The organism is Methylococcus sp. S1M (assembly GCF_051295855.1).
Classification (GTDB): domain Bacteria; phylum Pseudomonadota; class Gammaproteobacteria; order Methylococcales; family Methylococcaceae; genus Methylococcus; species Methylococcus capsulatus.
Genome location: NZ_JBPDXO010000004.1, coordinates 229,192 through 254,596, shown reverse-complemented (window position 1 = coordinate 254,596; position 25,405 = coordinate 229,192). Strand labels below are relative to the sequence as shown.

The window sequence follows — 25,405 nt, the reverse complement described above, 5'->3', positions numbered from 1 at the left end:
ACATGAGCTCAGGGTTTGATGTAAATGATCGACTCGCGCGCCGGCAGAACCATACCCAGCCGGCTGCGGGCCAGATGTTCGATGCGGCCGTGCTCAGCCCAGGTGTTCTGCTCCAGTTGAAGCTGGCCCAGTTCCACCTCGTACTGATCCAAGGCCAGTTCCAGACGCTGAACCTCGGCGAACAGCATCCGCGTGCGGTATTTCGCATAGACCACGGCGAGCGCCGAACAGACGGCAACCACCGCCAGCAGGAATATTCGTGTCATGCCGCCCGCTTTTCGGCTGCGCGCAACAGAGCGCTCCGCGCCCGAGGATTGATCCGGATTTCGTCGTCTCCGGCCTTGAGCGGCTTTCCCAGAACGGCAAGGCGCGGGCACGAGCGGGTTTCAAAGATTCCCCCGGCCATCTCCCGACCGCGCGCCTCATCCCGCATGAACCTCTTGACGATCCGGTCCTCGAGCGAATGAAACGAGATCACCACCAAACGCCCCCCGGCGGCGAGCACCTCGACCGCCTCGTTCAATCCCTGTTGCAACTGTCCCAACTCGTCATTGACGGCGATCCGGATCGCCTGGAAGGTACGCGTCGCCGGATGCTTGAATTTGTCCTTAAACGGAATCGCGGCTTCGATCAGCCGGACCAGGTCGGTCGTCGTGACGATCGGACGCCGCCGCCGTTCTTCAACCACCGCGCGGGCGATGCGCCCGGCAAAACGTTCCTCGCCATAGTCCCGTAGCACACGGGCCAGCTCCCGCTCGGAAACCTCGGCAAGCCACTCCGCGGCGGTGGTCTTCTGAGTCGGGTCCATCCGCATGTCGAGCGGCCCGGCCCGAAGAAAACTGAAGCCGCGCCGGGCATCGTCCAACTGCGGCGACGATACCCCCAGGTCCATCAGGATGCCGTCGACCCGGCCTGTCCATCCTCTTGCGCCGACGAACCGGCCGACATCCGAAAAACGGCCATGTTCGATGCCAAACCTGGCATCGGCGGACAATCCGGTGGCGCCGGCTGCCGCCACCGCTTCCAGGTCCCGGTCGATCGCCAGCAGACGCCCTTCCGGACCCAAGCGCTCCAGGATCGCCCGGCTGTGCCCGCCGCGCCCGAAGGTGCAATCGACGTAAATACCGTCCGGCCTAACCGCCAGCATCTCGAGCACTTCGGACAGCATGACGGGGAGGTGTCCACTTTCCGCCGCCATCAAAAAGCCAGTGCCCCGAGCTCCGGTCCCATGTCCTCCAATCCTTCGAGGCTCGCCTCTTCCAACCATTCCTGACGGCAGCGATCCCAAAGGACTTCATCCCAGATTTCGAACTTGTTGCCCTGACCGATCAGGACGACCTGTTTGTCCAGGCTGGCGAACCGGCGTAACGGTTCGGGTATGAGGAAACGCCCTTGACCGTCCAGTTCACACTCGGCGGCATGACCGATCAGGAGACGCTGAAGCCGCTTCACCTGTTTATTCAAGGCCGGAAGTTTCACCAGCTTCCGTTCCAGCTCCTCGAACTCAGGCAAAGGGAAGAGCAGCAGACAGGTATCCGTTCCAACGGTGACCACTAGTTGTCCCTCGCAGGACTCCCGGAGTTCCGACCTGTAACGGGTGGGCACCGCCATGCGCCCCTTGTCATCCAGGCTGATGGAATTAACGCCTCTGAACAAGCCGCCCCCAAGCTCCACATTCCCCCAGAAAACCCCACTTTCCACCACCCGCAAACCACTATAGGAACGCGCCGAGGGCAAGTCAAGATGAGCTGCAAAAAAAACTCACCGCCTTGTTTGGTAGCGATTTTTTGTCCGTTTTGGGCGTCCCCGGAAGGACTCGCATAAGGCCGTCTGCAAACACCTCCCCAGTTGGCGGCGCGACGGGGCAAACCCCCCTCGGAAAAGCCGGGAAGGAACCCAGGCGAAAGCACGGGGAATTTTCAGACGGACGGCGGAGAGAACCGACGATGCACAGCCATGGGAGACGGGAGGAAAGGCCCCTTTCGGAGGGGAGATGCCCTGCTCAAAGCGACGAAAATTACGGCCGCCCCCGCTCGAGCAGATCCAGGAAGCCCTTCTCGTCCAACACCGGGACGCCGAGTTCGGAGGCTTTGTCCAGTTTCGAACCCGGTTCCGAACCGGCAACGACGAAACTGGTGTTCCTGGAGACGCTGCCGGTGCATTTCGCCCCGAGAGCTTCGAGCCGGGCTCGCGCTTCGTCCCGGCTCATCGAGGCCAACGTGCCGGTGAGCACGAAAACCAGACCCTGCAGCGGCAGCTTCCGCGGTGCCGGCGCCGGCTTCTCCCAGCTTACGCCGCACGCCAGCAGTTGCGAGATCACCTCGCGGTTGTGAGGCTGGGCGAAAAACAGCCGGATGTGGCGGCTCACCACCGGGCCGACATCGGCAACGGCCAGAAGCTCTTCTTCGGTAGCCTCCATCAACGCCTCGAGGGAACCGAAATGCTCCGAAAGTACCTTGGCCGTCACCTCGCCCACATCGCGGATGCCCAGCGCATAAAGGAAGCGCGCCAGCGTGGTGCGCTTGCTGCGCTCCAACGCAGCCAGCAGATTGGCGGCGGATTTCTCCCCCATCCGGTCCAGCCCCGCAAGCCGGTCCAGATCGAGGCGGTAAAGGTCAGCCACCGTTGCGATCAGCTTTCTGCCCACCAGCTGATCCACCAGTTTGTCGCCCAGCCCTTCGATATCCATCGCCCGCCGGGACGCGAAATGCTTGATCGACTCTTTGTGCTGGGCAGGACAGTACAGGCCACCGCTGCAGCGGGCCAACACCTCACCCGGTTCCGCCTCTACGGCGGAGCCGCATTCGGGACAAACTTCCGGCATCCGAAACGGTTCGGCCCCCGGCTTCCGCAGTTCCGGAACGACCCGGACGATTTCTGGAATGACGTCCCCGGCCCGCCTCACGATCACGGTGTCCCCGGGCCGGACGTCCTTCCTGCGGATCTCGTCGGCATTGTGCAGGGTCGCGTTAGTGACGGTGACCCCGCCAACGAACACCGGTTCCAGCCTTGCCACGGGAGTCAGGACGCCGGTACGTCCCACCTGGACGTCGATGCCCACGACCCGCGTTCTCGCCTCCTCGGCGGGAAACTTGTGGGCGATGGCCCAGCGGGGGGCGCGCGAGACGAATCCCAGCCCGGCCTGGGCCTTCAGGTCGTCGACCTTGTATACGACGCCGTCGATATCGTACGGCAAATCGTGACGGCGCTCCCCCAGCGAGCGATAGTACTCAAGACAACCGGCTGCTCCCCGAACGACGCGATACTCCGGCGAAACCGGCAACCCCCAGCGTTGCAGGGATTCGAGGAGTTCATGCTGGGTGGCGGGGAGTCTGGCGTCCGGAAACGCACCGATACCATAGGCGTAAAAGGACAAGGGACGCGACGCCGTGACCCTCGCGTCGAGCTGGCGCAGGCTGCCCGCCGCGGCGTTGCGCGGATTCACGAACGTTTTCTCTCCGCTGCGGCGGGCGCGCTCGTTGAGGGCGAGAAAGCCCCGTTTGGGCATGAACACTTCACCCCGCGCCTCGAAACGGTCCGGAAAGTCTTCGCCCTTTAGCCGCAGAGGGATCGCCCGAACCGCCCGGACGTTGTGCGTCACATCCTCCCCGACTTCCCCGTCACCGCGGGTGGCGGCTCGGACCAGAACGCCGTCCTGGTAGAGCAAATTGACGGCGAGCCCGTCGAGCTTCGGCTCCGCGACGTATTCGAGCGTATCCCGGGACAGCTCCTTGCGTACCCGCCGGTCGAATGCGGTGAGATCCTCCTCACTGAAAGCATTCTCCAGCGACAGCATGGGCACTTCGTGGCGAACCTCAGTGAAAGCTTCGACCGGAGGAGCGCCTACCCGTTGGGTGGGCGAATCGGGTGTGACGAGCTCGGGATAACGGGCCTCGATGGCAAGCAGTTCCGCCATCAGGCGGTCGTATTCGGCGTCGGTGATCAGGGGATCGTCGAGCCGGTAGTAACGAACGTTATGAAACTCGATTTCTTCGCGCAGTTTGCGGGCTTTTTCGACCACTTCGGCAGGAACGCTCACGACTGTTCGCACGCTTCCGCCAGAATTTCGCGCATTTCGATCACCCGGGCTTCGGTGAGCTCCGCCCGGTGTTCGTCGAGCACCCTGCCCTCCAAGGCGCCTGCCAGTCCTCGACAGGTATCGACGAGGTCGTCGAAAACCTCCAAGGGGTCCGGTACCTTGGCCGGCTGGAAAAAGAAGACGACGCCGGGGGTGCGGAAATTCTCCATGTCGTTCACGGGAAAAGTGCCGGGCTCGACCAGACTGGCCACGCTGAACAGGGGTTCGCGATAAGCGCTGTCATAGCGGTGGAAAATCCCCATTTCACCGTAAACGAGATCCAGGTCGATCAGGGCATCCCGCAGGCGCTCGCCGGAGAACCGGCCACCGCCGCCCTTGACGACGCTGAGCTGGATGAGAAACGGCGCCCCCAACGCTCGCGAAGTGCCGGCCGGCGGCTCCTCGACCGCTTCCCGCGGAAGCTCGTCCACCCGCCCGCCCGCGTCTGCTTCACCCGCGGCCGGCTCGTTCGCCGCTCCCGTGAAGCCATGGTCCGTGTCCCTGACCGGCCGGCGCGACTCCCCGATCTCGTCTTCCTTCTCGAAGACGCCGAATTCGCCGAACCGCTCCAGCGCAGCGAGGATCTTTTGTTTGTAGCGGCCCCAGACATAGATGCCGGCAATCACCAGCACGCCTGCGACCAGAATGATGATTCGGACCGTATCTCTATCCATTTCGTCCCTCAAACCGAAGCCAGTTCAACCGCCGCATCGATGTCCACCGTCACGATGCGCGACACCCCGGGCTCCCGCATGGTGACCCCGGCCAGATATTGGGCGATTTCCATCGTGGCCTTGTTATGGGTGATGAAGAGAAATTGTACTTTCTCGGACATTTCTTTCACCAACTGACTGAACCGTCCGACGTTGGCATCGTCCAGCGGCGCGTCCACCTCGTCCAGCAGACAGAAGGGCGCGGGGTTCAACTCGAAGATGGCGAACACCAGGGCAGCCGCCGTCAGTGCCTTTTCCCCCCCGGAAAGGAGATGGATCGAACTGTTGCGCTTGCCGGGCGGCTGGGCCATGACGCTGACGCCCGCGCTCAGCAAGTTGTTTTCCGTGAGCTCGAGGGCCGCTTTCCCTCCGCCGAAAAGCTTGGGAAACATGCGCTGAAAACCGGCATTGATCTTTTCGAAGGTCTCCTTGAACCTGGCCCGACACTCCCGGTCGATCTTTTCGATAGCCTGCTCCAGTGTCGCCAGCGACTCGGTGAGATCCCGGTCTTGTTCCTCTAGATAGCGCCGGCGCGCTTCCTGCTCCTGATACTCCTGCATCGCCGTGAGATTGACCGGTCCGAGCCGTTCGATCTCCTCTCCCAGGCGAATCACGGACGCCTGCCAGGCGCTTTCCTCGGCATCTTCTGGCAACCCCGCCACGACCGCCGCCGGTGCCGCACCAAGCTCTGCGAACTGTTCTTCGATCCCCTGGCGGCGGACTTCAGCAGCCTGCCACGCCAGCTTCATCTGGCCGATGCTTTCCCGCAAGGCCGCCAGTTCATGCTCCGCACGCTGCCGTTCACCCGCAACGCGCCGGACGTCCGCTTCGAGTTCGCTGAGCCTTCGGCGCTGGCGCGCCATTTCGGCCTCCAGCGCGCCCCGCTCCTCCGTCAGCGCATCCAGACGTGACCGCTCGTCCTCCAGCGGTGTCTGTGACTCGTCCAGCCTCTGGACGATGGCGGCAAGCCGGTCCGCGGTCTGGCCATGCTGCTGTTCCAGCCGCTGCAGATGGGCAGCGGTCAACGCTGCGTTCGATTCGAGCATGGCCGCCCGGCTGCGGAGTGCACGAACGTCCTCGTGCAGCGACTTCTCGGCCGCCTCCGCGGCGGCGAATGCCTCCTCCAGCGCCAGCCACTCCCCCTTCCGCTGCGCCGCCACATCCTGCAGTCTTGACGAATCACGCTCGGCCGTCTGCAAGGCTTCCTCGGCCTCGGCACGCTTCTCGGCGAGTTCGAGCTCCTGATCGGCCAATTCGTTCAGCTCATGGCTGAGCTGGTCCAGGCGATGCCTCCATTGCTCGCTCCTGGCCTCGGCCGCCGCCAACTCGGATCTCGCGAGGGAAAGGCCGGCGGAGAGCTCGTCCGCCTTCTTTCTTGCCTCGCGTCCCTCGGACTCCAAACGCTCCAGTTCGACCTCGGCCTCCGACGCCTCCCTTTCCAGAGTCCGGCATTGCGCTTCCAGCTCTTCGACTCGCCGCCTACATTCGCGCAGTTCGCGCTCGCGGGCAAGCGCCCCGGCATGGCCGGCGTCCGGCTTCTGCACCAGCATCCAGCCCTTTCCGATACGGAATCCGCCCGGCGTCACCACCGACTCGTGCGGCTGCAGCGAACGCGCCCGCTCCGCCGCCTCCGCCGGATCAGAAGCGCAGTAAATCCCCGCCAGCAGACCTTCGAGCGCCAGGGGAGCTCGAATGTAATCGAGCAGACGCGGCCCGCCGGTTCCTTCGGCAACCGGTCCTTGCCGATATTCACATAAGGCCAGAAACTCAGCAGGCTCCTGAGCCTGGAGGTTCGCCAGGTAAGGCGTCAGACTGTCGACACACACGGCTTCGAGATGCGCCCCCAGCACCGTCTCCGCGGCATTCTCCCAGCCGGGTGCCACCTCGATCTTCTCGCCCAGGCGGTCGGCCGCCGACAGTTGCCACGCCTCGAGCACCGCCGCCGCGGCACTGCGATCACGCCCCATCGCGTGGCGCTGCAGCGTCTCGAGCGAAGCGACCTTCCCCTGCACGGCATGCAGACCGGCGCGCGCCGGATTCAGGCGCTCACGCGCGAAGCGCAGCCTGTCCCGCTGCCGTTCCGCCTCTCTCGCCAATGCTTCGACCGCGCCGACGGTCTCTTCCCGTTCCGCCTCGATACCTGCCACCTCTAAACGGTGGGCCTGCACGTCGAGAGCGGCAAGCGCTTTTTCCAGTTCCGACTGTTGCTGCAACAGTCGCTGGCGCCGCCCGCCGAGCTGCTGTCCATGCTCCCGCAGCTGCTGCAACCGTGAACGCTGCAAAGCCGCTTGTCCTTCGAGTCTGTGCCGATCGCCGGCCAGCGCCTCCCAGCCTTCACGGCACGTCTTCAGCTTCGCTTCCGCGGCCTGGCGAACCGACACCGCTTCCGCTACTTCCTGCTCCAGCGAGGCCAGCTTCCCCTTCAGCTCGGCCGCCTCGGCCCGGACCGCCTTGAGCCGGAGACGGTCGTCGTCACGGTCGGATTCGACTTTCCGCAATTCGGCCTCGACCCGCTCCCGCTCCTGAACCAGTTCCGCCCGCGACTTCTGGGTATGGCGAATGAACTGGTCCAAGCGGCTGATTTCCGCGCCCAACTCATAGAACCGCCCCTGTTGGACATCGAGTTTTTCCTGTGCAACGCCGCGCAACCTGTTCAGCTCCTCCAGCCGTGTCTCGCAGGCGTGCTCTTCACCCGTGAGCCGACGGAACCGCTCCTCAGAGTCCGTCAGCTCGGCTTTGAGCCGATCGAGCTGCCGTTCCAGAGCGCGCCAGCGCAGCCCCAGAAGTTCGAGCTTGAGCCGGCGTTCCTCGTCGCGCAGGGCTATGAACTTCTCGGCTTTCCTGGCCTGACGTTGCAGATGGCCCAACTGCCTACCGAGTTCCTCGCGCAAATCGGCCAGGCGCTCGAGGTTCTCGCGGGTATGGCGCATCCGTTGCTCGGTTTCGTGCCGACGCTCCTTGTACTTGGAGATGCCGGCCGCCTCTTCGATGATCTCGCGCATTTCTTCGGGCTTGGCTTCGATCAGCCGGGAAATCGTGCCCTGCTCGATGATGGCATAGCTGCGCGCACCCAGGCCGGTCCCCAGGAACAGGTCGGTGATGTCCTTGCGGCGGCAGCGCGTCCCATTCAGGAAGTAGCTCGACTGGCCGTCGCGGGCCACCTGGCGCCGGATGGCGATCTGCTGATATCGGGCGTATTCGCCGCCTGCACGCCCGGAAGAATTGTCGAATACCAGTTCCACCGATGCCTGACTCGCCGGCTTCCGGGTGCTGGAACCGTTGAATATCACATCCGCCATGGTTTCACCGCGCAAATGGCGCGCCGAGCTTTCCCCCATGACCCAGCGCACCGCGTCAATGACATTCGACTTGCCGCAGCCGTTCGGGCCCACCACGCCCACCAGGTTGCCCGGCAAGGGGAGGGTCGTCGGATCCACGAAAGACTTGAAACCGGCGATCTTGAGCTTTTCCAGTCGCATGGGGAATTCAGGACGATGACACCGGCCGGGAGGACGGCGATTGTTCGAGGGTGACTCGGCGGGTTATTATACAAGCCAGCGCTGGCCACGATCCGCAAGTGCGGCGCCGGCCGCACCCCAGCAATACACGAATGACACCCGATGCCCTCCCAGCCCAGCAAGACTCTGGAAACCTTCGACAATCCGCGTCCGGACCACGACTACACGATCCGCATCGAAATCCCCGAATTCACCTGCCTGTGCCCCAAGACCGGCCAGCCCGACTTCGCGACGATCCTGCTGGAATACGTGCCGGACCGGCAGTGCATCGAACTCAAATCGCTGAAAATGTACATCTGGTCTTTCCGGGACGAAGGAGCATTCCACGAAGCCGTGACCAACACCATCCTGGACGATCTGGTCACCGTCTCACGCCCTCGGTTCATGCGCGTGACCGCGAGATTCAACGTGCGCGGCGGCATTTACACGACCGTGGTGGCGGAACGGCGCGCGCCGGACTGGGAACCGACGACGCCGGTCGCCCTGCCCTGAGCGTCATCCCAGTTTTTCGCGCAGGCTCTCGCGCCAGGCCCCGGACAGCGCCTCCAGGCTCAGCAGCTTGGCAATGACCTCCCGTTGCCGCGGCCCTTTTACCAGTGCCAGCATGGCCTCGCGGACGCTGACGCCGCCCGGGTCCACGGCCGTGCGCTCCAGGTGGTCGCCGACCCGAAGCTCTCCTTCTTCCAGCACCCTCAGGTAGAACCCCACCCGGCCGGAGATGAGAAAGCGTTTGGGAAAGGTGTGGTCGCCCAGTTTGACGCCGAGCTTGAAACAGGGAACCCGGGGCTGCGTCACCTGGAACCGTACCGACCCGCCCCGGAAGGTATCCCCGATGTGCACCTCGTCATCGCGCCCGCCGGTAATGGTCAGATTCTCTCCGAAATGACCGTAGGGCAGGGATTCGAGGCCGAGGTCCTCCTGCCAGTAGCCATAGTTGTCGGCACTGTAGGCGTAAACCGCCTTGTCGGGCCCACCGTGGTTTTCCCGGTCGACTTGAACGTCGCCCTCGATGCCGGTCACTCCGACATGGACGGGATGATCGACCGGCGCCTTGTAGATGCCCGTACCGATGCGGCGGCCGGCATGTTCGATCCGGCACTCGCTGCCTATGCTGATCGCTACGATTTTCATGAAGCCGAACTCCGGTCGATGACTGCCCGCACCGGCGCGAAGCTGCGCCGGTGAAAGAAGCTCGCTCCCCGACTGGCCAAACGATCGATGTGCAGTCGGGTGGGGTAACCTTTGTGCACCCCTAGCGCATAGCCCGGACAAAGCCGGTCCAGCACCTCCATTTCGCGATCCCTGAAGACCTTGGCGAGTATCGACGCGGCCGCAATCTCCGCCACCGACGCATCCCCGCCGACGATAGCCTCGCCGGGACAATCCAGGGGAGGATAGCGGTTGCCGTCCACCCTGACCCAGTCCGGCAGGACGGGCAGCGCTGCGACCGCCCGGCACATGGCCAAATGGGTGGCTCGGAGGATATTGAGCTGGTCGATTTCAGACACCTCCGCGCGGCCCACCGCCCAAGCCAGGGATTCGGAGCAGATGCGGCCGGCCAAAACCAGCCTGCGATCCGGGCGCAGCCGCTTCGAATCAGCGAGGCCATGGGTATCCTGACCGGGAGCGAATATCACCGCCGCAGCGATCACCGGCCCTGCGATACAACCGCGCCCCACCTCGTCGATGCCTGCGACCAAAGACGCCATCCCCCCTCCCGATGGAATTCAGCGGATGATGCTGCGGCCCGTGGCCCTCAGAAAATCCACCATGCAGGCGAGCTCCGGCCCATCCTCGCTCATTTCCTCCAACAGACGGATCGCCTCTTCGAGTTTGAAACCGGTCTTGTAGACAATTTTGTAGGCTTTCTTGATCTGCCTGATCGCCACGGAATCGAATCCGTTCCGCTCCAGTCCGACTGCATTGATCCCGTGCGGCTTGGTCGGCCGTCCCCCCACCATCACATAAGGCGGGACGTCACGGGATATCACACTGCCCATGGCGGAGAAGCTGTGCTGGCCTATCCGGCAGAACTGATGAACCAGAGAGAAACCGCCCAGGATGGCATCGTCATCGACCCGCACGTGCCCTGCCAGAGAAGCGGCATTCGCCATGATGACCCGGTTTCCGATCACACAGTCGTGGGCTACGTGGGTATACGCCATGAAGAGGTTGTCATCGCCGATGCGGGTGACCCCCTTATCCTGAACCGTACCGCGATGAAGAGTGGCGAATTCGCGTATGACGTTCCGGTCGCCGATTTCCAGTGCGGTCGTTTCCCCGCGGTACTTTTTATCCTGCGGATCCTCACCGACCGAAGCGAACTGGAAAATGCGGTTGTCATTGCCGATCCGGGTCGTACCGCGGATGACCACGTGCGGCCCGATAACCGTGCCCGACCCGATACTGACACCGCGACCCACGATGGAATAGGCGCCGATTTCGACGCCTTCTCCAATGTCCGCCGCCGGATCAATGATCGCCGTCGGGTGGATCAAGATCCCTGCTCCGCAGCTGCGCACATGATCTCGGCACTGGCCACGAACTCGCCTTCGACGTCGGCACGACAGGCGAATGCCCAGATGTTGCGTTTATGGCGCAAATACGTCGCTTCAAGGCGAAGCTGATCGCCCGGCACGACAGGCCGCTTGAAACGCACCTTGTCGAGCCCGACCAAGTAGTAAGTGGCCCCTTTTCCGAGCACGTCGGGCGCCGTCTCCGAGGCGAGCAGGCCAGTCGTCTGGGCCAGCGCCTCGATGATCAGCACCCCCGGCATGATCGGCACACGCGGGAAATGTCCCTGAAAGAACGGCTCGTTATAGGTGACGTTTTTGATGGCGAGCAGCCGCTTCCCGGGCTCGCACTCCAGCACTCGATCGACCAGAAGAAACGGGTAACGATGAGGCAAAAATTCCTTGATCGCTTGAATATCCAATACTTTTTCCTTCTCGGGTTTCGTCGTCAGGCCATCGACCCGAATCCGGATTATTTCTTGCCCGAGGGGCGGTAGCTGGCAACCAGCTTCTTTTCCACTTTGTCTGTCACATCGATGCTTTCCGCCGCGTAGACCACGCCATCGGTCAGCAACAGATCGAAATTTTCCTCTTTGGCGAGCGACTGGATCGCCTCGAAGATTTCCTTTTGGAGCTGGGCCAGCTCCTCGTTTCTGCGCAAGTTGAAATCCTCCCGGAATTCGTCCTGCGCCCGCTTGGCCTCCCGTTTGCGGTTCATGAGATCGCGCTCCTGCTCCTTGGTGATCTCGCCGCCTTTCGCCAGCCGCTCTTCCAGTGCTTTGATCTCCTTCTGTTCCGCGACCAGTTTCTTGTCCCTGCCGGAGAATTCTCTTTCGAGCTCCTTCTTGGCAGCTTCGGCCTGCGGCGCTTTCTCCAGCAGTCGCCCCACATTGACGAAACCGATCTTGATGTCAGCCGCGCAGGGTTCGGCAAAGACAGCCGCCGACACGAGCAAAGGCAATAGAACTTTCCGTACCATGATTCCTCTCCGATGATGAATGTTGACCGGGACCGAAATGCCGCCGATTCAGGAGCCTGCCCCACCCCGCGCCGCAAGGGGCTTCGGCCGGGCTTGCATTGACGCCGGGAAACCCGCCGCATTATACAAAAATACTCACACCTGCCCGAAGCACGGGATCACATGCCCTGGAATCCGGAACCGAAATTGAATTGAAAATGCTGAATTCGGTCCCCGCTCTGGGAGTTGAGCGGCTGGGCGATCGAGAACATCAGGGCCCCGAAGGGTGACAGCCACTTGGCCGAAATGCCGGTCGAGAAGCGCAGGTCCGAAAGCTGGGGCGAATTGACGAACACATTCCCGCCGTCGACGAAGGTACCCAAGCGGACACTCTTCAGTTTCTCGCCGGCAAACGGGACCGGAAACAGCAACTCCACCGAGCCGGTCAGTTTGCTGTTGCCGCCGAAGGCGTAGCCACGGCTGTCCCTGGGCCCCAGTGAATTGGGCTGGTATCCACGCACGGAATTCGGACCGCCGGCGTAAAAGTGTTCCCAGAACGGAAGGACGCTGTTGCCGCCACTGCCATAGCCGCCGCCGTAACCGAAATCGCCATTCAACCACAGCGTCAGATCCTGGGTCAGCGGAAAATACTGCTCCAGGCGCACGTTGGCCTTGTAATACTGCAGGGTACTGAACGGCAGGGCAAACAGTCCCGTCAATCGCTGCGCGCCACCGCTGGTCGCGAATATCGCCCGATTCAGGGTGTCATGGGTCCAACCCAGCGAGGACGAATAGGTCGAATACTCGCTGCCATGGTCGGCAATGAACGCTCTGATTTGATCGGAAGACTGGGAGGTCGTCTTGAGCTTGGTGTTACTGTAGTCCAGGTTGGTCCGAATACTGTCGAACTCTCCGATGGGCAACCCCCAGTTGCCGCCCACCTGGAACACATTGGTAATGTAGTTGGCAACATAGTTCGAATAGCCGGTGTTGGTGTCGCGATAGCTGATGTCGAAACCACTGCTGATGCCATCCAGGGTGGCGTAGGGATTGAAATACCCCAAGGCATAGATGGTGTTGATCTGGCTGTTGTTGAAATTGAAACTGACACGCTTGCCGCTGCCGAAAATGTTGTCCTGGGTGACCGCCGCATTGAATATGATGCCCTGGAACTGGGAATACCCTACACCCGCCGTCAGGTTGCCGGAAGACTTCTCGGTCACGCTGTAGTTGACGTCGATCTGATCCGTCGTTCCCGGCACCGCGGGCGTCTCCACGTTGACATCCTGGAAATAGCCGAGACGCTCGAGCCTGGTCTTGGAACGCTCGATCTTCGCGGTCGACGCCCAGGCCGCCTCCATCTGCCGCATTTCCCTGCGCAGCACTTCGTCACGCGTCTTGGTATTGCCCTGGAAATTGATTCGCCTCACGTAGACCTGTTTGCCCGGATCGACGAAAAAGGTGATGTTTACGGTCTTCTTCTCCTGATTGATGTCCGGCACCATATTGACGTTGGCGAAGATGTAGCCCTCCTCGCCCAAGCGATCGGAAATGCCCTTCTGGGTTTCTGTCGCCAGTTTCCTGGAAAAAATATCCTCCGGCCCGATACGCACGAGCGGGACGAGTTGTTCGGGCGGCACGATGGTCTTGCCGGTCAGCCTGACCTGCTCCACCTTGAAGACCTCGCCCTCCTTAACGTTGATGGTGATATATATTTCTTTCTTGTTGGGCGTGATCGATACCTGGGTGGACTCGATTTCGAAATTGACGTAACCGCGATCGAGATAGTAGGAGCGCAGCCGCTCCAGATCGGCCGACAATTTCTGCTTGGAATACTGATCATCCTTGGTATAGAAAGACAGGAGATTGGATGTACTCAGCTCAAAATCCTGGGTCAGCTCCTCATCACTAAAGGCGTTATTGCCGATGATATTGATCTGTTTTATGCGGGCGACGCGACCTTCTGCGATATTGATATTCACCGCCACACGGTTCCGGGGCAGTTCCGTCACCTGGGAATCGATTTTGAGGCTGTATTTGCCCCGGCTGTAATACTGGCGCCGCAGTTCCTGTTCGACCTTGTCGAGAATCTGCCGGTCGAATACCTTCCCCTCCGCCAGCCCGATTCCCTTGAGCGCCTTCAGCAGATCCTCGCTACCGATGTCATGGTTGCCGTCGATCTTTACGCTGGAAATCGAAGGACGCTCTTCGACGTAGATGATCAACTTACCGTCGTCCTCGTCCAGACGGACGTCCTTGAAAAACCCCGTCTTGAACAGCGCCCGGATCACCTCGGCCGACCGTTTTTCATCGAGGGTGTCGCCCTCCCGGACAGGCAGGTAGTTGAACACCGTACCCTCCGAAATCCGCTGCAGCCCTTCGATCCGGATGTCCCGGATGACGAAGGGCTCGAACGCGAACAGCACGGACGACCATGCCAGGATCAGCAGCCATGCACACAGGCGGCGCACGGATTCCAACCCCCCTGAAAATTCGGCGGAACTATCGTTCAAGGGCCTGGCCGGAAACTATGGGATGGGGCATGCGTAAGTTCGGAACCCGTCGGTCATTCGCTTCGCAGATCTTCCTCGAGCTGCTCGAGGCTGATGTGCCGGATGATCTTCCCTTTGGCGTAGTAGATGACGTATTCGCCGATGTTACAGGCGCGATCACCGACGCGCTCCAGCGCCCGCGCGGACCACATGATGTTGAGAGACACGGGAATGGTACGGGGGTCTTCCATCATGTAGGTGATCTGCTGGCGCAGGATGGTCTCGTACTCGCGATCCGCCAGACGGTCGTCCTGGACCACGCGGAGCGCGGCATCCACGTCGATGCGCGCAAAGGAATCCAGGGCGCTGCGCAGTAGGTTACGCACGTACCTGGCCAATTCCTCAATCTCGGAAAGCTGGTTCCTGCGGGGAAAATGTCCGACCATGTCCAGGGTGTGGCGCGCGATCCGTTTCGCCTCGTCGCCGATCCGCTCCAGATCGGTGATGGTCTTGATGACAACCACGACCAACCGCAAATCCCGAGCGGTCGGCTGGCGCCGAGCCAGGATCTGAGTACATTCATCGTCGATGGAGACTTCCATCGTGTTGACCTTGTAATCGTCGGCGATGACGCGTTCAGCGAGCTCGACATTGCCTTCCAGCAACGACCTGACCGCAGAAGCCACCTGCTCCTCCACCAGTCCTCCCAGGGTCAAAACCCGGCTGCGAATGTCCAGCAATTCGTGGTCGAACTGTTTGGACGTGTGCTGATGTTGGTGCTCGGGATCGATGAAGGACGGCATGGGCTGGCTGACGGCTGTCTCGGATGGCGGGGCTGCGGACTAACTGCGCAACGATTCTATCAACTCGGCTGGCGAGGTAAAAGACAAGGAGTCGCCGAGCATTTCCCGATCTTCCGGAAATTCCCGGCTATCCTATAGAATCCAGCCCATCCAAATAAAACCGGCGCCCCATTCCCGCCTTCGACCCGGCATCACCCGTCCACAAGACCTGAAGAACCTGGATACCTCAAGAAATATGACGTTTTCATTAAAGCGGCTCGGGCTGGGCCGCTCCCGGCGGACTATATGAGAATACTGATCACCGGCACCGCCGGCTTCATCGGATCGCACCTGGCCCACAAACTGCTGGACCGGGGTGATGAAATCATCGGCATAGACAACGTCAACGATTACTACGACGTCAGCCTCAAAGAAGCACGCCTCGCCCGGCTCCATGCCCGCCCCGGCTTCAGCGAGGCACGTATCGCCCTGGAGGAACGCGACAAGCTGTTCACGACGTTCGCCCGCCACCGTCCCGAACGTGTGGTGAACCTGGCCGCCCAGGCCGGCGTGCGCTATTCACTGGAAAACCCGCATGCCTACGTCGACGCCAATCTGGTCGGCTTCTGCAACATCCTGGAAGCCTGCCGCCACTACGAGGTGGAGCACCTGGTCTATGCTTCCTCCAGTTCGGTCTACGGCGCCAATACCGCCATGCCGTTTTCGGTGCATCACAACGTCGACCATCCGGTCAGCCTCTATGCCGCGACCAAGAAGGCCAATGAATTGATGGCCCATACCTACAGCCATCTGTTCGGGCTGCCCACCACGGGCCTTCGCTTCTTCACGGTCTACGGCCCGTGGGGGCGGCCGGACATGGCCCTGTTCAAGTTCACCCGCAACATCCTGGCGGGACGGCCGATCGACGTCTACAACTACGGGCACCACCGGCGGGATTTCACCTACATCGACGACATCGTGGAAGGGGTAGTACAGACCCTGGACAAAGTGGCTGCGCCCGATCCGGCATGGAGCGGCGACCGGCCCGACCCCGGCACCAGCCGGGCCCCCTACCGGCTGTACAACATCGGCAACAACGAGCCGGTCGAGCTTTTGCGCTTCATCGAGGTGCTCGAGCACTGTCTGGGATGCAAAGCCGAGATGAACCTGCTGCCCATGCAGGACGGCGACGTGCCCGACACCTATGCCGACGTGGACGATCTGATGCGCGATACCGGTTACCGGCCGGCAACCCCGATCGAAACCGGCATCGCGCGCTTCGTCGAGTGGTACCGGGATTATTACGGCGTCCGCTGAACCGATGGCTACCCCGGTTCTGGGCTTTGCCGCCTTTAGCGGCACCGGAAAAACGACTTTGCTGAAACGTCTCATCCCGCTCTTGAAACGAGCGGGCCTGAGGGTCGGCGCCATCAAGCACAGCCACCACAGCTTCGACGTAGACCACCCCGGCAAGGACAGTTTCGAACTGCGCGCCGCTGGCGCCAGCCCGGTGATGATCACCTCATCGAAACGCCGGGCCGTCATCACGGAACGCGAGACTCCACGGGAACCCAGCCTTGCCGAGGAGCTCACACTTCTGGAAGATTCCGGCCTCGACCTCATCCTGGTGGAGGGGTTCAAGCACGAACGCTACCCCAAGATCGAGCTGCACCGTCCGGCCCTGGGCAAACCCCTGCTGTTTCCGGAAGACGACTCCATCATCGCCCTGGCGACGGACGATCCGCAGCCCTCCGATTCCCTTGCCATTCCGCGGCTCGATCTCAACGATCCGCGCCAGATCGCCGATTTCATCCTGGACTGGCTGCACGCATGCAGCGGTTCGAATCAACCCCTGAGACCCTATATCCCATGAAACGCAAAGGCATACTCGTCACCGGCGGCGCCGGCTATATCGGCAGCCATGTCGTCAAAACCCTGGGCGAAGCGGGCGAACGCCTGGTCGTGCTGGACAACCTGTCGACCGGCTTCCGCGATGCCGTCCTGTATGGCGACTTCATCGAAGGCGACACCGGCGACGACGTCCTGCTGGACAAGATCATGCGGGACTACGAGGTCGAGGCCGTCATGCATTTCGCCGCCCACACCATTGTGCCGGAATCGGTCGAAGACCCGCTGAAGTATTACGGCAACAACACCTGCAAGACCCGCACCCTGCTGGAATCCTGCCGGAAGGCCGGGGTCAGCCATTTCATCTTCTCCTCGACCGCGGCCGTTTACGGCATCCCAGAAGGCGAATTTGCGCTGGAAACCTCGCCACTCGCGCCGATCAACCCTTACGGCAGCTCCAAGCTAATGAGCGAGATCATGCTGCGCGACCTGTCCGCCGCCAGCCCCTTGCGCCATGTGGTGCTGCGCTATTTCAACGTCGCCGGCTCGGACCCCGAAGGCCGCATCGGCCAGAGCACGGTCAAGGCCACCCTTCTGATCAAGGTCGCGGCCGAGGTCGCCACCGGCAAGCGCGATCGCCTGTGCATATTCGGCACCGACTATCCGACACCGGACGGCACCGGCATCCGCGACTACATCCACGTGTCGGACCTGGCCGATGCCCATGTCGCCGCCCTCGCCTATTTGCGCGCTGGCGGCGAATCCAGGACGCTCAACTGCGGCTATGGCCACGGCTACAGCGTGAGGGAGATCATCGATACCATGAATCGCGTCAACGGCACCCCCATCGCGGTCGAAGAGCGACCGCGCCGGCCCGGAGACCCTCCCCGCCTGGTTGCCGGCGTGGAGCGCATCCGCGAAATCCTGGAATGGACGCCCCGTTACGACGACATCGAACTGATCGTGCGGACCTCCCTCGAATGGGAGCGCAAGCTCGCCGCCCGGAAGGCGCCTGAGGTCCGTCAACGGGAAAGTCCGGCCCGGTAACTGGCTGCCACGGCCAGGAATGCGACGATGTCGTAAAGCGAGTGGATCAGAATGGGAACGAGCAGATTGCGCTCGCCACCGACGTCCAGCGCGAAGCCGAGGTAAATGCCGGTCAGGCCCGCCAGCAGGGCGTATAAAGGGGAAATCCAATGCACCAGGGCGAACACCAGGTTGCTGAAAACCAGGCCGCCCAGCCAACCCCAGTCGGCCTCGAACCAGGGCTGAAGGAATCCCCGGAACAGGATTTCTTCGGTGAAACCGGCGAGGAAGCCGAGGAACAGCAAGTCCGCCATGCCACAGCCCGCGAGCAAAGGCCCCAGACGATCCACCAGCACCCGTTTGATTTCCCTCAGGCTGGCGACGTGGGTGTTGTAGGACCACTGGAACACCAGATACAGCGGCAAGGTTCCGGCCAGCCCGTAGACCAGTCCGTCCAGGTCGAAACGCAGCGCAGCGACCGGATCGATCCCCGCCAGACCGCCGAAGCCGAACGCCAGCAGCAGCAAGCCACCTTCGAACACGGCCGCGAACCTGAGAAAACCGCCGCGAGGCGTGCTCACGCCTCCACCCCGCCGGCATCCGGGTCTTCCACCCGAAGGCTCAGGTGTTCCGGAGTCGCCGGACTGTCCAGATGCCGCGCCAGGGCGAGCAGGAATACGTCCATGACACCGTGATAGGACAATACATAACGCACGAAGAACCGGAAGGCCGGATGGAAAATGCTGTCCCGTTCGGTGATCGTCAAAACCGTCCCTGCATCGCCGTCCGCCTGCAGGTCGTACACCCACACCCCCCGCAACGGCAGATGTTCGCCCGCCAGACAGGTGACCAAGCGCCGGGGCGGCACGGCTTCCAATACCCGGAACCGCACCTTCGCTCCCATCGCACACACCTCGTCCCAACTGGGGAAGCCGTCGACGTCCGGAGCACGATCCACGGCGGCGAGGCCTGGCCTCCAGCGCGGAAAACCCTCGAAATCGGTGATGATTTCCCAGACCCGCTCCGGGGTCGCCGGCAGCCTGATCCGGCTCGCCGCCCGGTGGGTCTTCGGCAGACGCATGCCCACCACCACGAGGACACCCAGCGCCAGCAGCACGAACCCTGCGAGGAACAGAAGCGTGGTCATTCTCGTGAAGCCGGGTACCGCTCCTCTTGAGACCAGCGGTTGAAGGGCCGCATGGACAGGCAGGTGTTGTAGTAGCGCGCGTCATGGGTGACCTCCTCGCCCGCCCATTCCGGCAGCTCGAAAGGTTCCTCGGGATGATCGAGTTCGAGTTCGGCCACCACGAGTCCTGCGTTCTCTCCTTCGAACACGTCGACCTCCCACACCCTGTCAGCCACTGGGACGAAATAGCGCACCTTCTCGATCAGCGGCTTGCAGCTGAGCTCCGCGAGCATGGATTCGCCGTCGGCGACCGGTATCTCGTATTCGTATTCGTGACGCCGGGCTCCGATCGTGGCGCTCTTGATATTGAGCCAGGCCCGCTCACCGCTGATCCGGATCCGTACCGAACAGCGCTGTTCGTCATTCAGATAGCCCTGGCAGATGCGCATGGAATCGCTCACCGCCTTACGCCAGCCGTCGCCACGCACCAGGAACTTCCTTTCGATTTCAAACCCCATGGTTCACTGCCGTCCGTGCCTACCACGCCACCAACGGCGCAGCTGCTTCTCGTTGAAGAACAGCAGCGCCAGCCCCGCATATCCGCCCCCTGCAAGCCAATTTCCGTGGTAGACGGAGCCTACCGCCGCCATGAGGGAAAACAGGACGATGATGTCTTTCAGTGCCGCCACCAGACGATCATGCTCGTCCATCACCCCTCCTCGCCCACCGCCGGGCAGAAAACTCTCACTCTTGGCCATCCTCGGGATTCATTGGCCGCCCATTTCCCCGCTTTCGGGATGCATCCACTCTTCCCAATAGGGCGTGGGATGAAACCGCTCATGGAGGAAGTCCACGAAGGTACGCACCTTGGCCGACAAATGCTTGCGGTGCGGGTAAACGGCATGGATGTCCGCCGCCGCCGGCACGTAATCGGTCAGTACCGCCTGAAGCCGCCCTTTGCGGATGTCCTGGCCGACCATGTAGGTCGGCAGCAGAACCAGGCCCAGGCCGCTGATCGCCGCCATGCGCAGGGCATCCGCCGAGTTCGCCTCCAAGGTTCCGGAGACCTTGATGACCGTCGATTTGCCGTCCTGCGACACGAACTGCCACTGGTCGCGCGGCGGCAGGCTGGAATTGCTCAGGCAGTTGTGCTTCTTGAGGTCTTCCGGCGTCTTGGGCACGCCGCGTTTCTCGAAATAGCTTGGCGCGCCGCAGACGATGCGCTGGGACGTTCCCAGTTTGCGGGCGATCAGACTGGAGTCGCGCAGCTCGTCCAGGTGAATGGCGAGATCGAACCCTTCTTCCACCAGATCGACATAACCCGCCTGCAGCACCAGCTCGACGTTGACGTCGGGATAGATTTCGAGGTAGGCCGCAATCGCCGGCGCCAGATGGTAGGCGCCGAAAAAGGGTGCAGCATTGAGCTTGAGCGTCCCGCGGGGCTCCGTCTGCAGACGCGTCACGGCCAGCTCGGTCTCTTCCAGGTCGTCCAGGATCTGCAGGCAACGTTCCAGATAGACCATACCGACCTCGGTCAGACTCAAGTGACGCGTGGTCCGGTTCAAGAGCCGCACCCCCAAGCTGTTTTCGAGCTGCATCACGTGCTTGGTCGCCATGGCCCGCGACAGCCCCAGTTCCTTGGCCGCAGCCGCGAAGCTTCCCGCTTTCGCGACCTTGGTGAATACGACCATGCTTGTGAGTTTGTCCATGTCCTGTCCCGACTAAAGTTCTATTTATTGAAACAATTCGTAAATTTTATTGGATATTGTAAACCATGGCATGGTTTCCTATAGTCAGTCCAAACCCTACTGACCATGGAGAACCCCGTGCGTACTCAAATCTTCTCGCTGACGGCCCTCTTGGGCCTGTTGACCACCCCCGGATGGGCACAGGAAGACATCCGGACCATCGCCGCCAACAACGCCGCCGAGTGGAACCAGGCGTTCGCGGATGGCAAGGTCGATGAAATCGTTTCCCTGTACACGAGTGATGCCATTTTGGTGCAGCCGAACGGAAAAGTCTCCCGCGATCTGGGCGAAATCCGCAACTTCTGGCGAACCTTGATCGACCAGGGCGCCTTTAAGATCGATATCGTAGATGTTAAAGGCGAAAAAGACGACACCATCGTCACGACCACCACCCTCTCCGACCTGAAGACGTTGCAGGATTCACGCCAGACGCTCCGCTATCACTACGACGGCGTGTTGTACAGCGTGCTCAAACGCCAGAGCGACGGCACCTGGAAAGCCCAGGTTCAGCAGTGGTCGGAACGATCCCGCGGCTGACACCGGAAAAGCCGACTCCTTCTTGCGCAAAACGAGCTTCCCCTGAAGCTCGTTTTTTGCTTTCCCCAGGCCAGACGCTCCCGGCCCCGAATTTCAACCCTTGATGGCGGCTGCCAAGGTTCGCTTTCCTTAGTAAAATACCCGGGATTTTTCCGCCCGAAGGCTCCCCGCCATTCAGGTGATGATTTTCCACACCCCTACAAGGAGACTCGCCATGACCCATGAACTGCCTGCTCTACCCTATGCCAAAACCGCCCTGGAGCCGCATATTTCGGCGGAAACGCTGGAATACCACTACGGCAAGCACCATCAGACCTATGTCACCAATCTGAACAACCTGATCCCGGGCACCGAGTATGAAAACCTGTCCCTGGAAGAGATCATCCGCAAAGCACCCGCGGGTGGCGTCTTCAACAATGCGGCCCAGGTCTGGAACCACACGTTCTATTGGAACAGCCTTTCGCCGAACGGCGGCGGCGAACCCACCGGCGCGCTGGCCGAGGCCATCGTCAAGAGCTTTGGCTCGTTCGAGAAGTTCAAGGAAGCGTTCACCCAGTGCGCGGTGACCACCTTCGGCTCCGGTTGGGCCTGGCTGGTGAAGAATGCCGACGGCAGCCTGGCACTGGTCAGCACCAGCAACGCCGGCTGCCCGCTCACCTCGGACCAGGCGCCTCTGCTGACCTGCGACGTGTGGGAGCACGCCTACTACATCGATTACCGGAACGCCCGTCCGAAATACCTGGAAGCCTTCTGGAACCTGGTGAACTGGGAGTTCGCCGCAGCCAATTTCGCCGGTTGAAGCCCCGCGGGAGCATAAGCAGGCCCTCGTCCAGGAGGACGAGGGCTTTTTCGTGCCCGCCGGTGTAATAGAATCCGCATCCATGACATCCACCACCTGAGAGACCAACCGTGCTTTCCGTTCTGGTGACCGGTGCCAACCGCGGGCTCGGCCTCGAATTCACCCGCCAGTACCTCGACGCCGGTTGGCGAGTGATCGCCACCTGCCGTGCCCCCCATGAGGCCCCCGAGCTGCGCGAACTGGCCAAGCGCTACGAGCATCTGGCGATCCATGCCATCGACGTGCGGAATTTCGTTGCGATCGATCAGCTGGCCTCGGCCCTTGCCGACCAACCGCTCGACGTCCTCATCAACAACGCCGGCGTCTACGGCGACAAACCCGGCAACGGTTTTGGAAGCATCGATTACGGGCTATGGCAGGACGTCCTCAAGACCAACACCCTGGCGCCCGTGAAACTTTCGGAGAGCTTCCTGGCGCACCTAAGACGCGGGAGCCGCAAGCTGATCGTGGGCATCACCAGCCTGATGGGCAGCATGGGCGACAACACCAGCGGCAACGCGATCTGTTACCGCTCCAGCAAGGCGGCGCTGAACGCCGCATTCAAGAGCCTGTCTCTGGACCTCAAACCGCTCGGTATAGGCGTACTGATCCTCAACCCCGGCTGGGTATTGACCGACATGGGCGGACCAGGGGCGACGACGACCGTCGAGCAAAGCATCACCGGCATGCGGCGGATCATCGACCAATACACCCCCGCCCTGTCCGGACGCTTCATGAACTTCGACGGCAGGGAACTGCCGTGGTAACCGGTCTTCAACCTCGAGGAAGCCATCATGCCAAATAAACCGCTTCCCGCCTTGCTCGCGCTGCTTTGCCTCGGTGCCGCCGTCCCGTCGGCGCAGGCCGACGACTATGGCACCACCACGACGCTCAAACTGGGCAGCGGCCTGTCGAACCTGACCCTGGGCTGGCTGGAAATCCCCAAGAACATGATCAACACCAGTAACCAGATCAACGTCCTGTTCGGCATCTCCGGGGGCCTGCTCAAGGGGTTGCTGCACACGGCCGGCCGTACGCTTACCGGCGCCGTGGACTTCCTCACATTCCCGGTGCCAACCCAGCCGATCGCCCACCCTGAATTCGTCTGGCAGAAATTTTCCGACGAAACCAGCTATGGCCCGGCATTCGCCTCTGGAACCTTAAAGAACCCGAAGCCGGCTCCAGCCCCGGCTACCTCGCCCTATTCGAAGATGTGAGCGGGGCGTCGACCATGAAACCACACGAAGCGGTTCTTCGCCGAAATGTGGACTACAGTGACCCAAACGAACGTTCGGCCTGTCAGTGAGACACGGTGCGACGCTCGGCGCTCTCCCGCGGGCCTGGCGTCCCCAGGGCTGGACGGGCTGTCGCATCCAACCGCCAAGGGTTGTGGACAATGCACTTGCGGCGGACGACGCATCGCCCCGCCCACCGCGCGCTTCTTTGCCCACAACCCCACAGCCTGCCATCTATTCTCATCCTTTTGAAAAGCAAGACATGCAAGGCCCGGGGTGTGAGGATCGGCCATGGCGAACCGTTGCGATCATTCGACGCCTCCTCGTAGCGCCCCCGCCGGGTGCAGATCGAGGTGCAAATCAGCCTCCTTGCCGATACGGCATCATCCAGGATCGCGGAGCGCCATGTTCGTCAGCGGAACTGCCGGCGGCAGCGCCGGACATAGGCAGAGGCATGGGTCCTGATGAAATCGTCCAGGCTCCAGCCGCGATAAACCAGCAGATGCTCGCTGCAGGGGGGGATCAGATAAACCTGGGCCGGCTGACAACCCAGCTCGACCGTTGAAACCATGACCCCGGTCCTTGTATAGAAACCGTCTTCGAAACGGTCCAGACGGGCCAGAGCCTGCGGATCGAGACCGAGAAACAGGGTGCCGGCGGTGACTGCCCCGGTTTCGCGCCGCAAACCCGGATAGATGCGGTGGCGCAGGCGGTAGCGGGCATGGTCAAACAGCCATGCCGGTACGGCAGCGAAAGTCCGCCCCGTCACGGCGGCCATCACCTCCGGCAATTGCAGAGTGCCATAAGCGAACAACGAAATTTGAAGCTGCGTGCGACGAATGAACACGTAATTGTGAGATAAACCGTCCATGCGCGATTTTGCGCGCGGGGAAACATGATAACCTCATGAGCCATGCACGTGCCGCACAGATCACGCCCAGCTCCGAACGATGGGTTCGCCGCTCGAACTGCTGGATCGCTTGTATCCACCGCCTGAGCAAGGGATGTCGACGTGTGTCGTCGGAAGCCCTTCGTGCACGTCACGCCTCGCTGGGATACCGTTCACCCAGATGACCATCCTTCCATCGATCGCCCGAGCCAGCTCCTCCCTATGGGCGTATTTCTCCCCCCGAACCTCCACCCCTGTCGCGCGCGAGCTGGCGGTGCCGATCGTCCGGTTGGAGTGGCGGAACGTTTCAACCGGACGCTGAAGGAACAGGCCATTCATGGCAGCCTCTTCCGCGACCTCGAAGAGGTGCGGCAGGCCGTCTCCGAGTTCAGGGATCGCTACGATCACCATCGGCGCCTGGAGAAACCGGGCTTCCTGTCATCCCGGGAAGCCCGACAGTCTCATGCCATACGGAAGGCCGCTTCCAATCAGCTGCGGACGGTACACTGATATATTGATCCCTATTTCGGGAAGGAATACGATGACCGGGGCGCTCTCGAAGTCTTGACGATGTCATTCGGGTCGGTGTTGACGCCGCGTAACCCGGTTTACGGGAATCCTCGAGCGTGATCGAGAGCTGTTCAATTTGGTGAGAGGGGTCCTATTTCGTTATGTTCCATGGCTTTCACCTGGAACCGTCGAATCCACGAACTTTGAAGCCCCTCGACTTTTCTCGGGATCAAAAGACTGGCGAGGTCCGTGGGCCAGACGCGGTGACCGTTCAGGCGCCGACGGACGATGCAATTGGACGGGGTACCATCAGCTGCCACCCGATTCCAGGCTGCATCGACGCCACCGATCCGCTTCGGAACCCGCACTCCACGGCATCGGCGCTCATCTGGAACGGTCCCACGACGAGCGCTTCGCCGCGGGAGAAGCCTCGGACGGCTCGAAGCGGGCGCCGCTGTCAGAGCCCTACCGCCGGAACCTCCCGCCGTGACGCGCCGATCCCCTGGAGCGACATCCCCGCCCGGCCCTTCCTCGGTCTGTCCGATGCCGACCGGCAGGAAGATCGCCGCGATTGGCGAGGAGCACATTCAGGCC

28 protein-coding genes are annotated in these 25,405 nt (G+C 61.8%); 9 read left to right on the top strand and 19 right to left on the bottom strand.

Going from position 1 to position 25,405, the window contains the following annotated elements; translation table 11 throughout:
* Nucleotides 1-8: 8 nt before the first annotated feature.
* From ftsL to smc, 6 genes are all read right to left on the bottom strand, one after another.
* Nucleotides 9-266: a cell division protein FtsL gene (ftsL, locus tag ACSHWJ_RS09625; protein WP_017366120.1), complete on the bottom strand. Its 258-nt coding sequence runs from the start codon at nt 264-266 to the stop codon at nt 9-11.
* Complete coding sequence (rsmH, locus tag ACSHWJ_RS09620; RefSeq protein ID WP_218798191.1) at nt 263-1,198, bottom strand: 16S rRNA (cytosine(1402)-N(4))-methyltransferase RsmH; 936 nt, start codon at nt 1,196-1,198, stop codon at nt 263-265. Before rsmH ends, ftsL begins: the two co-directional genes overlap by 4 nt.
* Nucleotides 1,198-1,656 carry a division/cell wall cluster transcriptional repressor MraZ gene (gene mraZ, locus ACSHWJ_RS09615; RefSeq protein WP_010961662.1) on the bottom strand — a complete coding sequence of 153 codons (459 nt, stop codon included), beginning with the start codon at nt 1,654-1,656 and terminating at the stop codon, nt 1,198-1,200. The genes rsmH and mraZ overlap by 1 nt, the downstream gene beginning before the upstream one ends.
* 361 nt (nt 1,657-2,017) lie before the next feature.
* Complete coding sequence (ligA, locus tag ACSHWJ_RS09610) at nt 2,018-4,039, bottom strand: NAD-dependent DNA ligase LigA (protein WP_010961663.1); 2,022 nt, start codon at nt 4,037-4,039, stop codon at nt 2,018-2,020.
* The gene (locus ACSHWJ_RS09605; protein ID WP_432539672.1) at nt 4,036-4,752 is read right to left on the bottom strand and encodes a cell division protein ZipA C-terminal FtsZ-binding domain-containing protein; all 717 of its coding nucleotides are present in this window, start codon (nt 4,750-4,752) and stop codon (nt 4,036-4,038) included. Before ACSHWJ_RS09605 ends, ligA begins: the two co-directional genes overlap by 4 nt.
* 8 nt (nt 4,753-4,760) lie before the next feature.
* Entirely contained in the window at nt 4,761-8,270 is a 3,510-nt protein-coding gene (gene smc, locus ACSHWJ_RS09600) for a chromosome segregation protein SMC (protein ID WP_432539673.1), read from the bottom strand.
* A gap of 141 nt (nt 8,271-8,411) precedes the next feature.
* On the opposite strand from smc, the gene queF reads away from it, so the two are divergent.
* A complete protein-coding gene (gene queF, locus ACSHWJ_RS09595; RefSeq protein ID WP_010961666.1) occupies nt 8,412-8,801 on the top strand; it encodes a preQ(1) synthase in 390 nt (129 codons plus the stop codon).
* A 3-nt stretch (nt 8,802-8,804) separates the two neighbouring features.
* Here the strand turns inward: queF and ACSHWJ_RS09590 are convergent, their stop codons facing one another.
* The 7 genes from ACSHWJ_RS09590 to phoU form a co-directional block, all read right to left on the bottom strand.
* Nucleotides 8,805-9,440 carry an MOSC domain-containing protein gene (locus ACSHWJ_RS09590; RefSeq protein ID WP_432539674.1) on the bottom strand — a complete coding sequence of 212 codons (636 nt, stop codon included), beginning with the start codon at nt 9,438-9,440 and terminating at the stop codon, nt 8,805-8,807.
* Entirely contained in the window at nt 9,437-10,018 is a 582-nt protein-coding gene (locus ACSHWJ_RS09585; RefSeq protein ID WP_010961668.1) for a ribonuclease HII, read from the bottom strand. Before ACSHWJ_RS09585 ends, ACSHWJ_RS09590 begins: the two co-directional genes overlap by 4 nt.
* Before the next feature lie 18 nt (nt 10,019-10,036).
* Entirely contained in the window at nt 10,037-10,807 is a 771-nt protein-coding gene (lpxA, locus tag ACSHWJ_RS09580) for an acyl-ACP--UDP-N-acetylglucosamine O-acyltransferase (RefSeq protein WP_026046045.1), read from the bottom strand.
* Nucleotides 10,804-11,244 carry a 3-hydroxyacyl-ACP dehydratase FabZ gene (gene fabZ, locus ACSHWJ_RS09575; RefSeq protein WP_010961670.1) on the bottom strand — a complete coding sequence of 147 codons (441 nt, stop codon included), beginning with the start codon at nt 11,242-11,244 and terminating at the stop codon, nt 10,804-10,806. Before fabZ ends, lpxA begins: the two co-directional genes overlap by 4 nt.
* Nucleotides 11,245-11,294: 50 nt before the next feature.
* Nucleotides 11,295-11,801 carry an OmpH family outer membrane protein gene (locus ACSHWJ_RS09570; RefSeq protein ID WP_010961671.1) on the bottom strand — a complete coding sequence of 169 codons (507 nt, stop codon included), beginning with the start codon at nt 11,799-11,801 and terminating at the stop codon, nt 11,295-11,297.
* Nucleotides 11,802-11,959: 158 nt separating this feature from the next.
* The gene (gene bamA / locus ACSHWJ_RS09565) at nt 11,960-14,242 is read right to left on the bottom strand and encodes an outer membrane protein assembly factor BamA (protein WP_256996567.1); all 2,283 of its coding nucleotides are present in this window, start codon (nt 14,240-14,242) and stop codon (nt 11,960-11,962) included.
* A 104-nt stretch (nt 14,243-14,346) separates the two neighbouring features.
* A complete protein-coding gene (gene phoU / locus ACSHWJ_RS09560; protein ID WP_010961673.1) occupies nt 14,347-15,075 on the bottom strand; it encodes a phosphate signaling complex protein PhoU in 729 nt (242 codons plus the stop codon).
* 285 nt (nt 15,076-15,360) lie between these two features.
* On the opposite strand from phoU, the gene ACSHWJ_RS09555 reads away from it, so the two are divergent.
* From ACSHWJ_RS09555 to galE, 3 genes are read left to right on the top strand one after another with little or no spacing between them, the layout of a single operon-like run.
* Entirely contained in the window at nt 15,361-16,371 is a 1,011-nt protein-coding gene (locus ACSHWJ_RS09555; RefSeq protein ID WP_218798198.1) for an NAD-dependent epimerase, read from the top strand.
* 4 nt (nt 16,372-16,375) lie between these two features.
* Complete coding sequence (mobB, locus tag ACSHWJ_RS09550) at nt 16,376-16,927, top strand: molybdopterin-guanine dinucleotide biosynthesis protein B (protein ID WP_017366131.1); 552 nt, start codon at nt 16,376-16,378, stop codon at nt 16,925-16,927.
* Nucleotides 16,924-17,949: a UDP-glucose 4-epimerase GalE gene (gene galE / locus ACSHWJ_RS09545; protein ID WP_017366132.1), complete on the top strand. Its 1,026-nt coding sequence runs from the start codon at nt 16,924-16,926 to the stop codon at nt 17,947-17,949. Before mobB ends, galE begins: the two co-directional genes overlap by 4 nt.
* Here the strand turns inward: galE and ACSHWJ_RS09540 are convergent.
* Genes ACSHWJ_RS09540 through ACSHWJ_RS09520 form a run of 5 tightly spaced genes read right to left on the bottom strand, consistent with a single transcriptional unit; the run spans nt 17,925 to nt 20,763 of the window.
* On the bottom strand, nt 17,925-18,509 hold the full coding sequence (locus tag ACSHWJ_RS09540) for a CPBP family intramembrane glutamic endopeptidase (protein ID WP_017366133.1): 585 nt from the start codon (nt 18,507-18,509) through the stop codon (nt 17,925-17,927). The two genes, galE and ACSHWJ_RS09540, sit on opposite strands and share 25 nt — an antisense overlap.
* On the bottom strand, nt 18,506-19,075 hold the full coding sequence (locus ACSHWJ_RS09535; protein ID WP_432539675.1) for an SRPBCC family protein: 570 nt from the start codon (nt 19,073-19,075) through the stop codon (nt 18,506-18,508). The genes ACSHWJ_RS09540 and ACSHWJ_RS09535 overlap by 4 nt, the downstream gene beginning before the upstream one ends.
* Nucleotides 19,072-19,572 carry a CYTH domain-containing protein gene (locus ACSHWJ_RS09530; protein ID WP_010961679.1) on the bottom strand — a complete coding sequence of 167 codons (501 nt, stop codon included), beginning with the start codon at nt 19,570-19,572 and terminating at the stop codon, nt 19,072-19,074. Before ACSHWJ_RS09530 ends, ACSHWJ_RS09535 begins: the two co-directional genes overlap by 4 nt.
* Nucleotides 19,573-19,575: 3 nt before the next feature.
* Complete coding sequence (locus tag ACSHWJ_RS09525; RefSeq protein WP_017366135.1) at nt 19,576-19,764, bottom strand: hypothetical protein; 189 nt, start codon at nt 19,762-19,764, stop codon at nt 19,576-19,578.
* Nucleotides 19,765-19,821: 57 nt separating this feature from the next.
* Nucleotides 19,822-20,763: a LysR family transcriptional regulator gene (locus ACSHWJ_RS09520; protein WP_017366136.1), complete on the bottom strand. Its 942-nt coding sequence runs from the start codon at nt 20,761-20,763 to the stop codon at nt 19,822-19,824.
* 117 nt (nt 20,764-20,880) lie between these two features.
* Here ACSHWJ_RS09520 and ACSHWJ_RS09515 point away from each other — a divergent pair, with 117 nt between their 5' ends.
* From ACSHWJ_RS09515 to ACSHWJ_RS09500, 4 genes are all read left to right on the top strand, one after another.
* A complete protein-coding gene (locus ACSHWJ_RS09515) occupies nt 20,881-21,339 on the top strand; it encodes a YybH family protein (protein WP_010961682.1) in 459 nt (152 codons plus the stop codon).
* A gap of 214 nt (nt 21,340-21,553) precedes the next feature.
* Nucleotides 21,554-22,138, top strand: coding sequence for a superoxide dismutase [Fe] (gene sodB / locus ACSHWJ_RS09510; protein WP_017366137.1), 585 nt, complete (start codon nt 21,554-21,556; stop codon nt 22,136-22,138).
* A gap of 110 nt (nt 22,139-22,248) precedes the next feature.
* Nucleotides 22,249-22,944: an SDR family oxidoreductase gene (locus ACSHWJ_RS09505; RefSeq protein WP_017366138.1), complete on the top strand. Its 696-nt coding sequence runs from the start codon at nt 22,249-22,251 to the stop codon at nt 22,942-22,944.
* A gap of 27 nt (nt 22,945-22,971) precedes the next feature.
* On the top strand, nt 22,972-23,394 hold the full coding sequence (locus ACSHWJ_RS09500) for an exosortase system-associated protein, TIGR04073 family (protein ID WP_218798200.1): 423 nt from the start codon (nt 22,972-22,974) through the stop codon (nt 23,392-23,394).
* 430 nt (nt 23,395-23,824) lie between these two features.
* Here ACSHWJ_RS09500 and ACSHWJ_RS09495 read toward each other — a convergent pair whose 3' ends face one another.
* The gene (locus tag ACSHWJ_RS09495; RefSeq protein WP_017366140.1) at nt 23,825-24,283 is read right to left on the bottom strand and encodes a gamma-glutamylcyclotransferase family protein; all 459 of its coding nucleotides are present in this window, start codon (nt 24,281-24,283) and stop codon (nt 23,825-23,827) included.
* Nucleotides 24,284-24,595: 312 nt separating this feature from the next.
* On the opposite strand from ACSHWJ_RS09495, the gene ACSHWJ_RS09490 reads away from it, so the two are divergent.
* Nucleotides 24,596-24,811 (top strand): integrase core domain-containing protein, encoded by a 216-nt coding sequence (locus tag ACSHWJ_RS09490; RefSeq protein WP_218798201.1) that lies wholly within the window; start codon nt 24,596-24,598, stop codon nt 24,809-24,811.
* Nucleotides 24,812-25,405 lie beyond the last annotated feature (594 nt).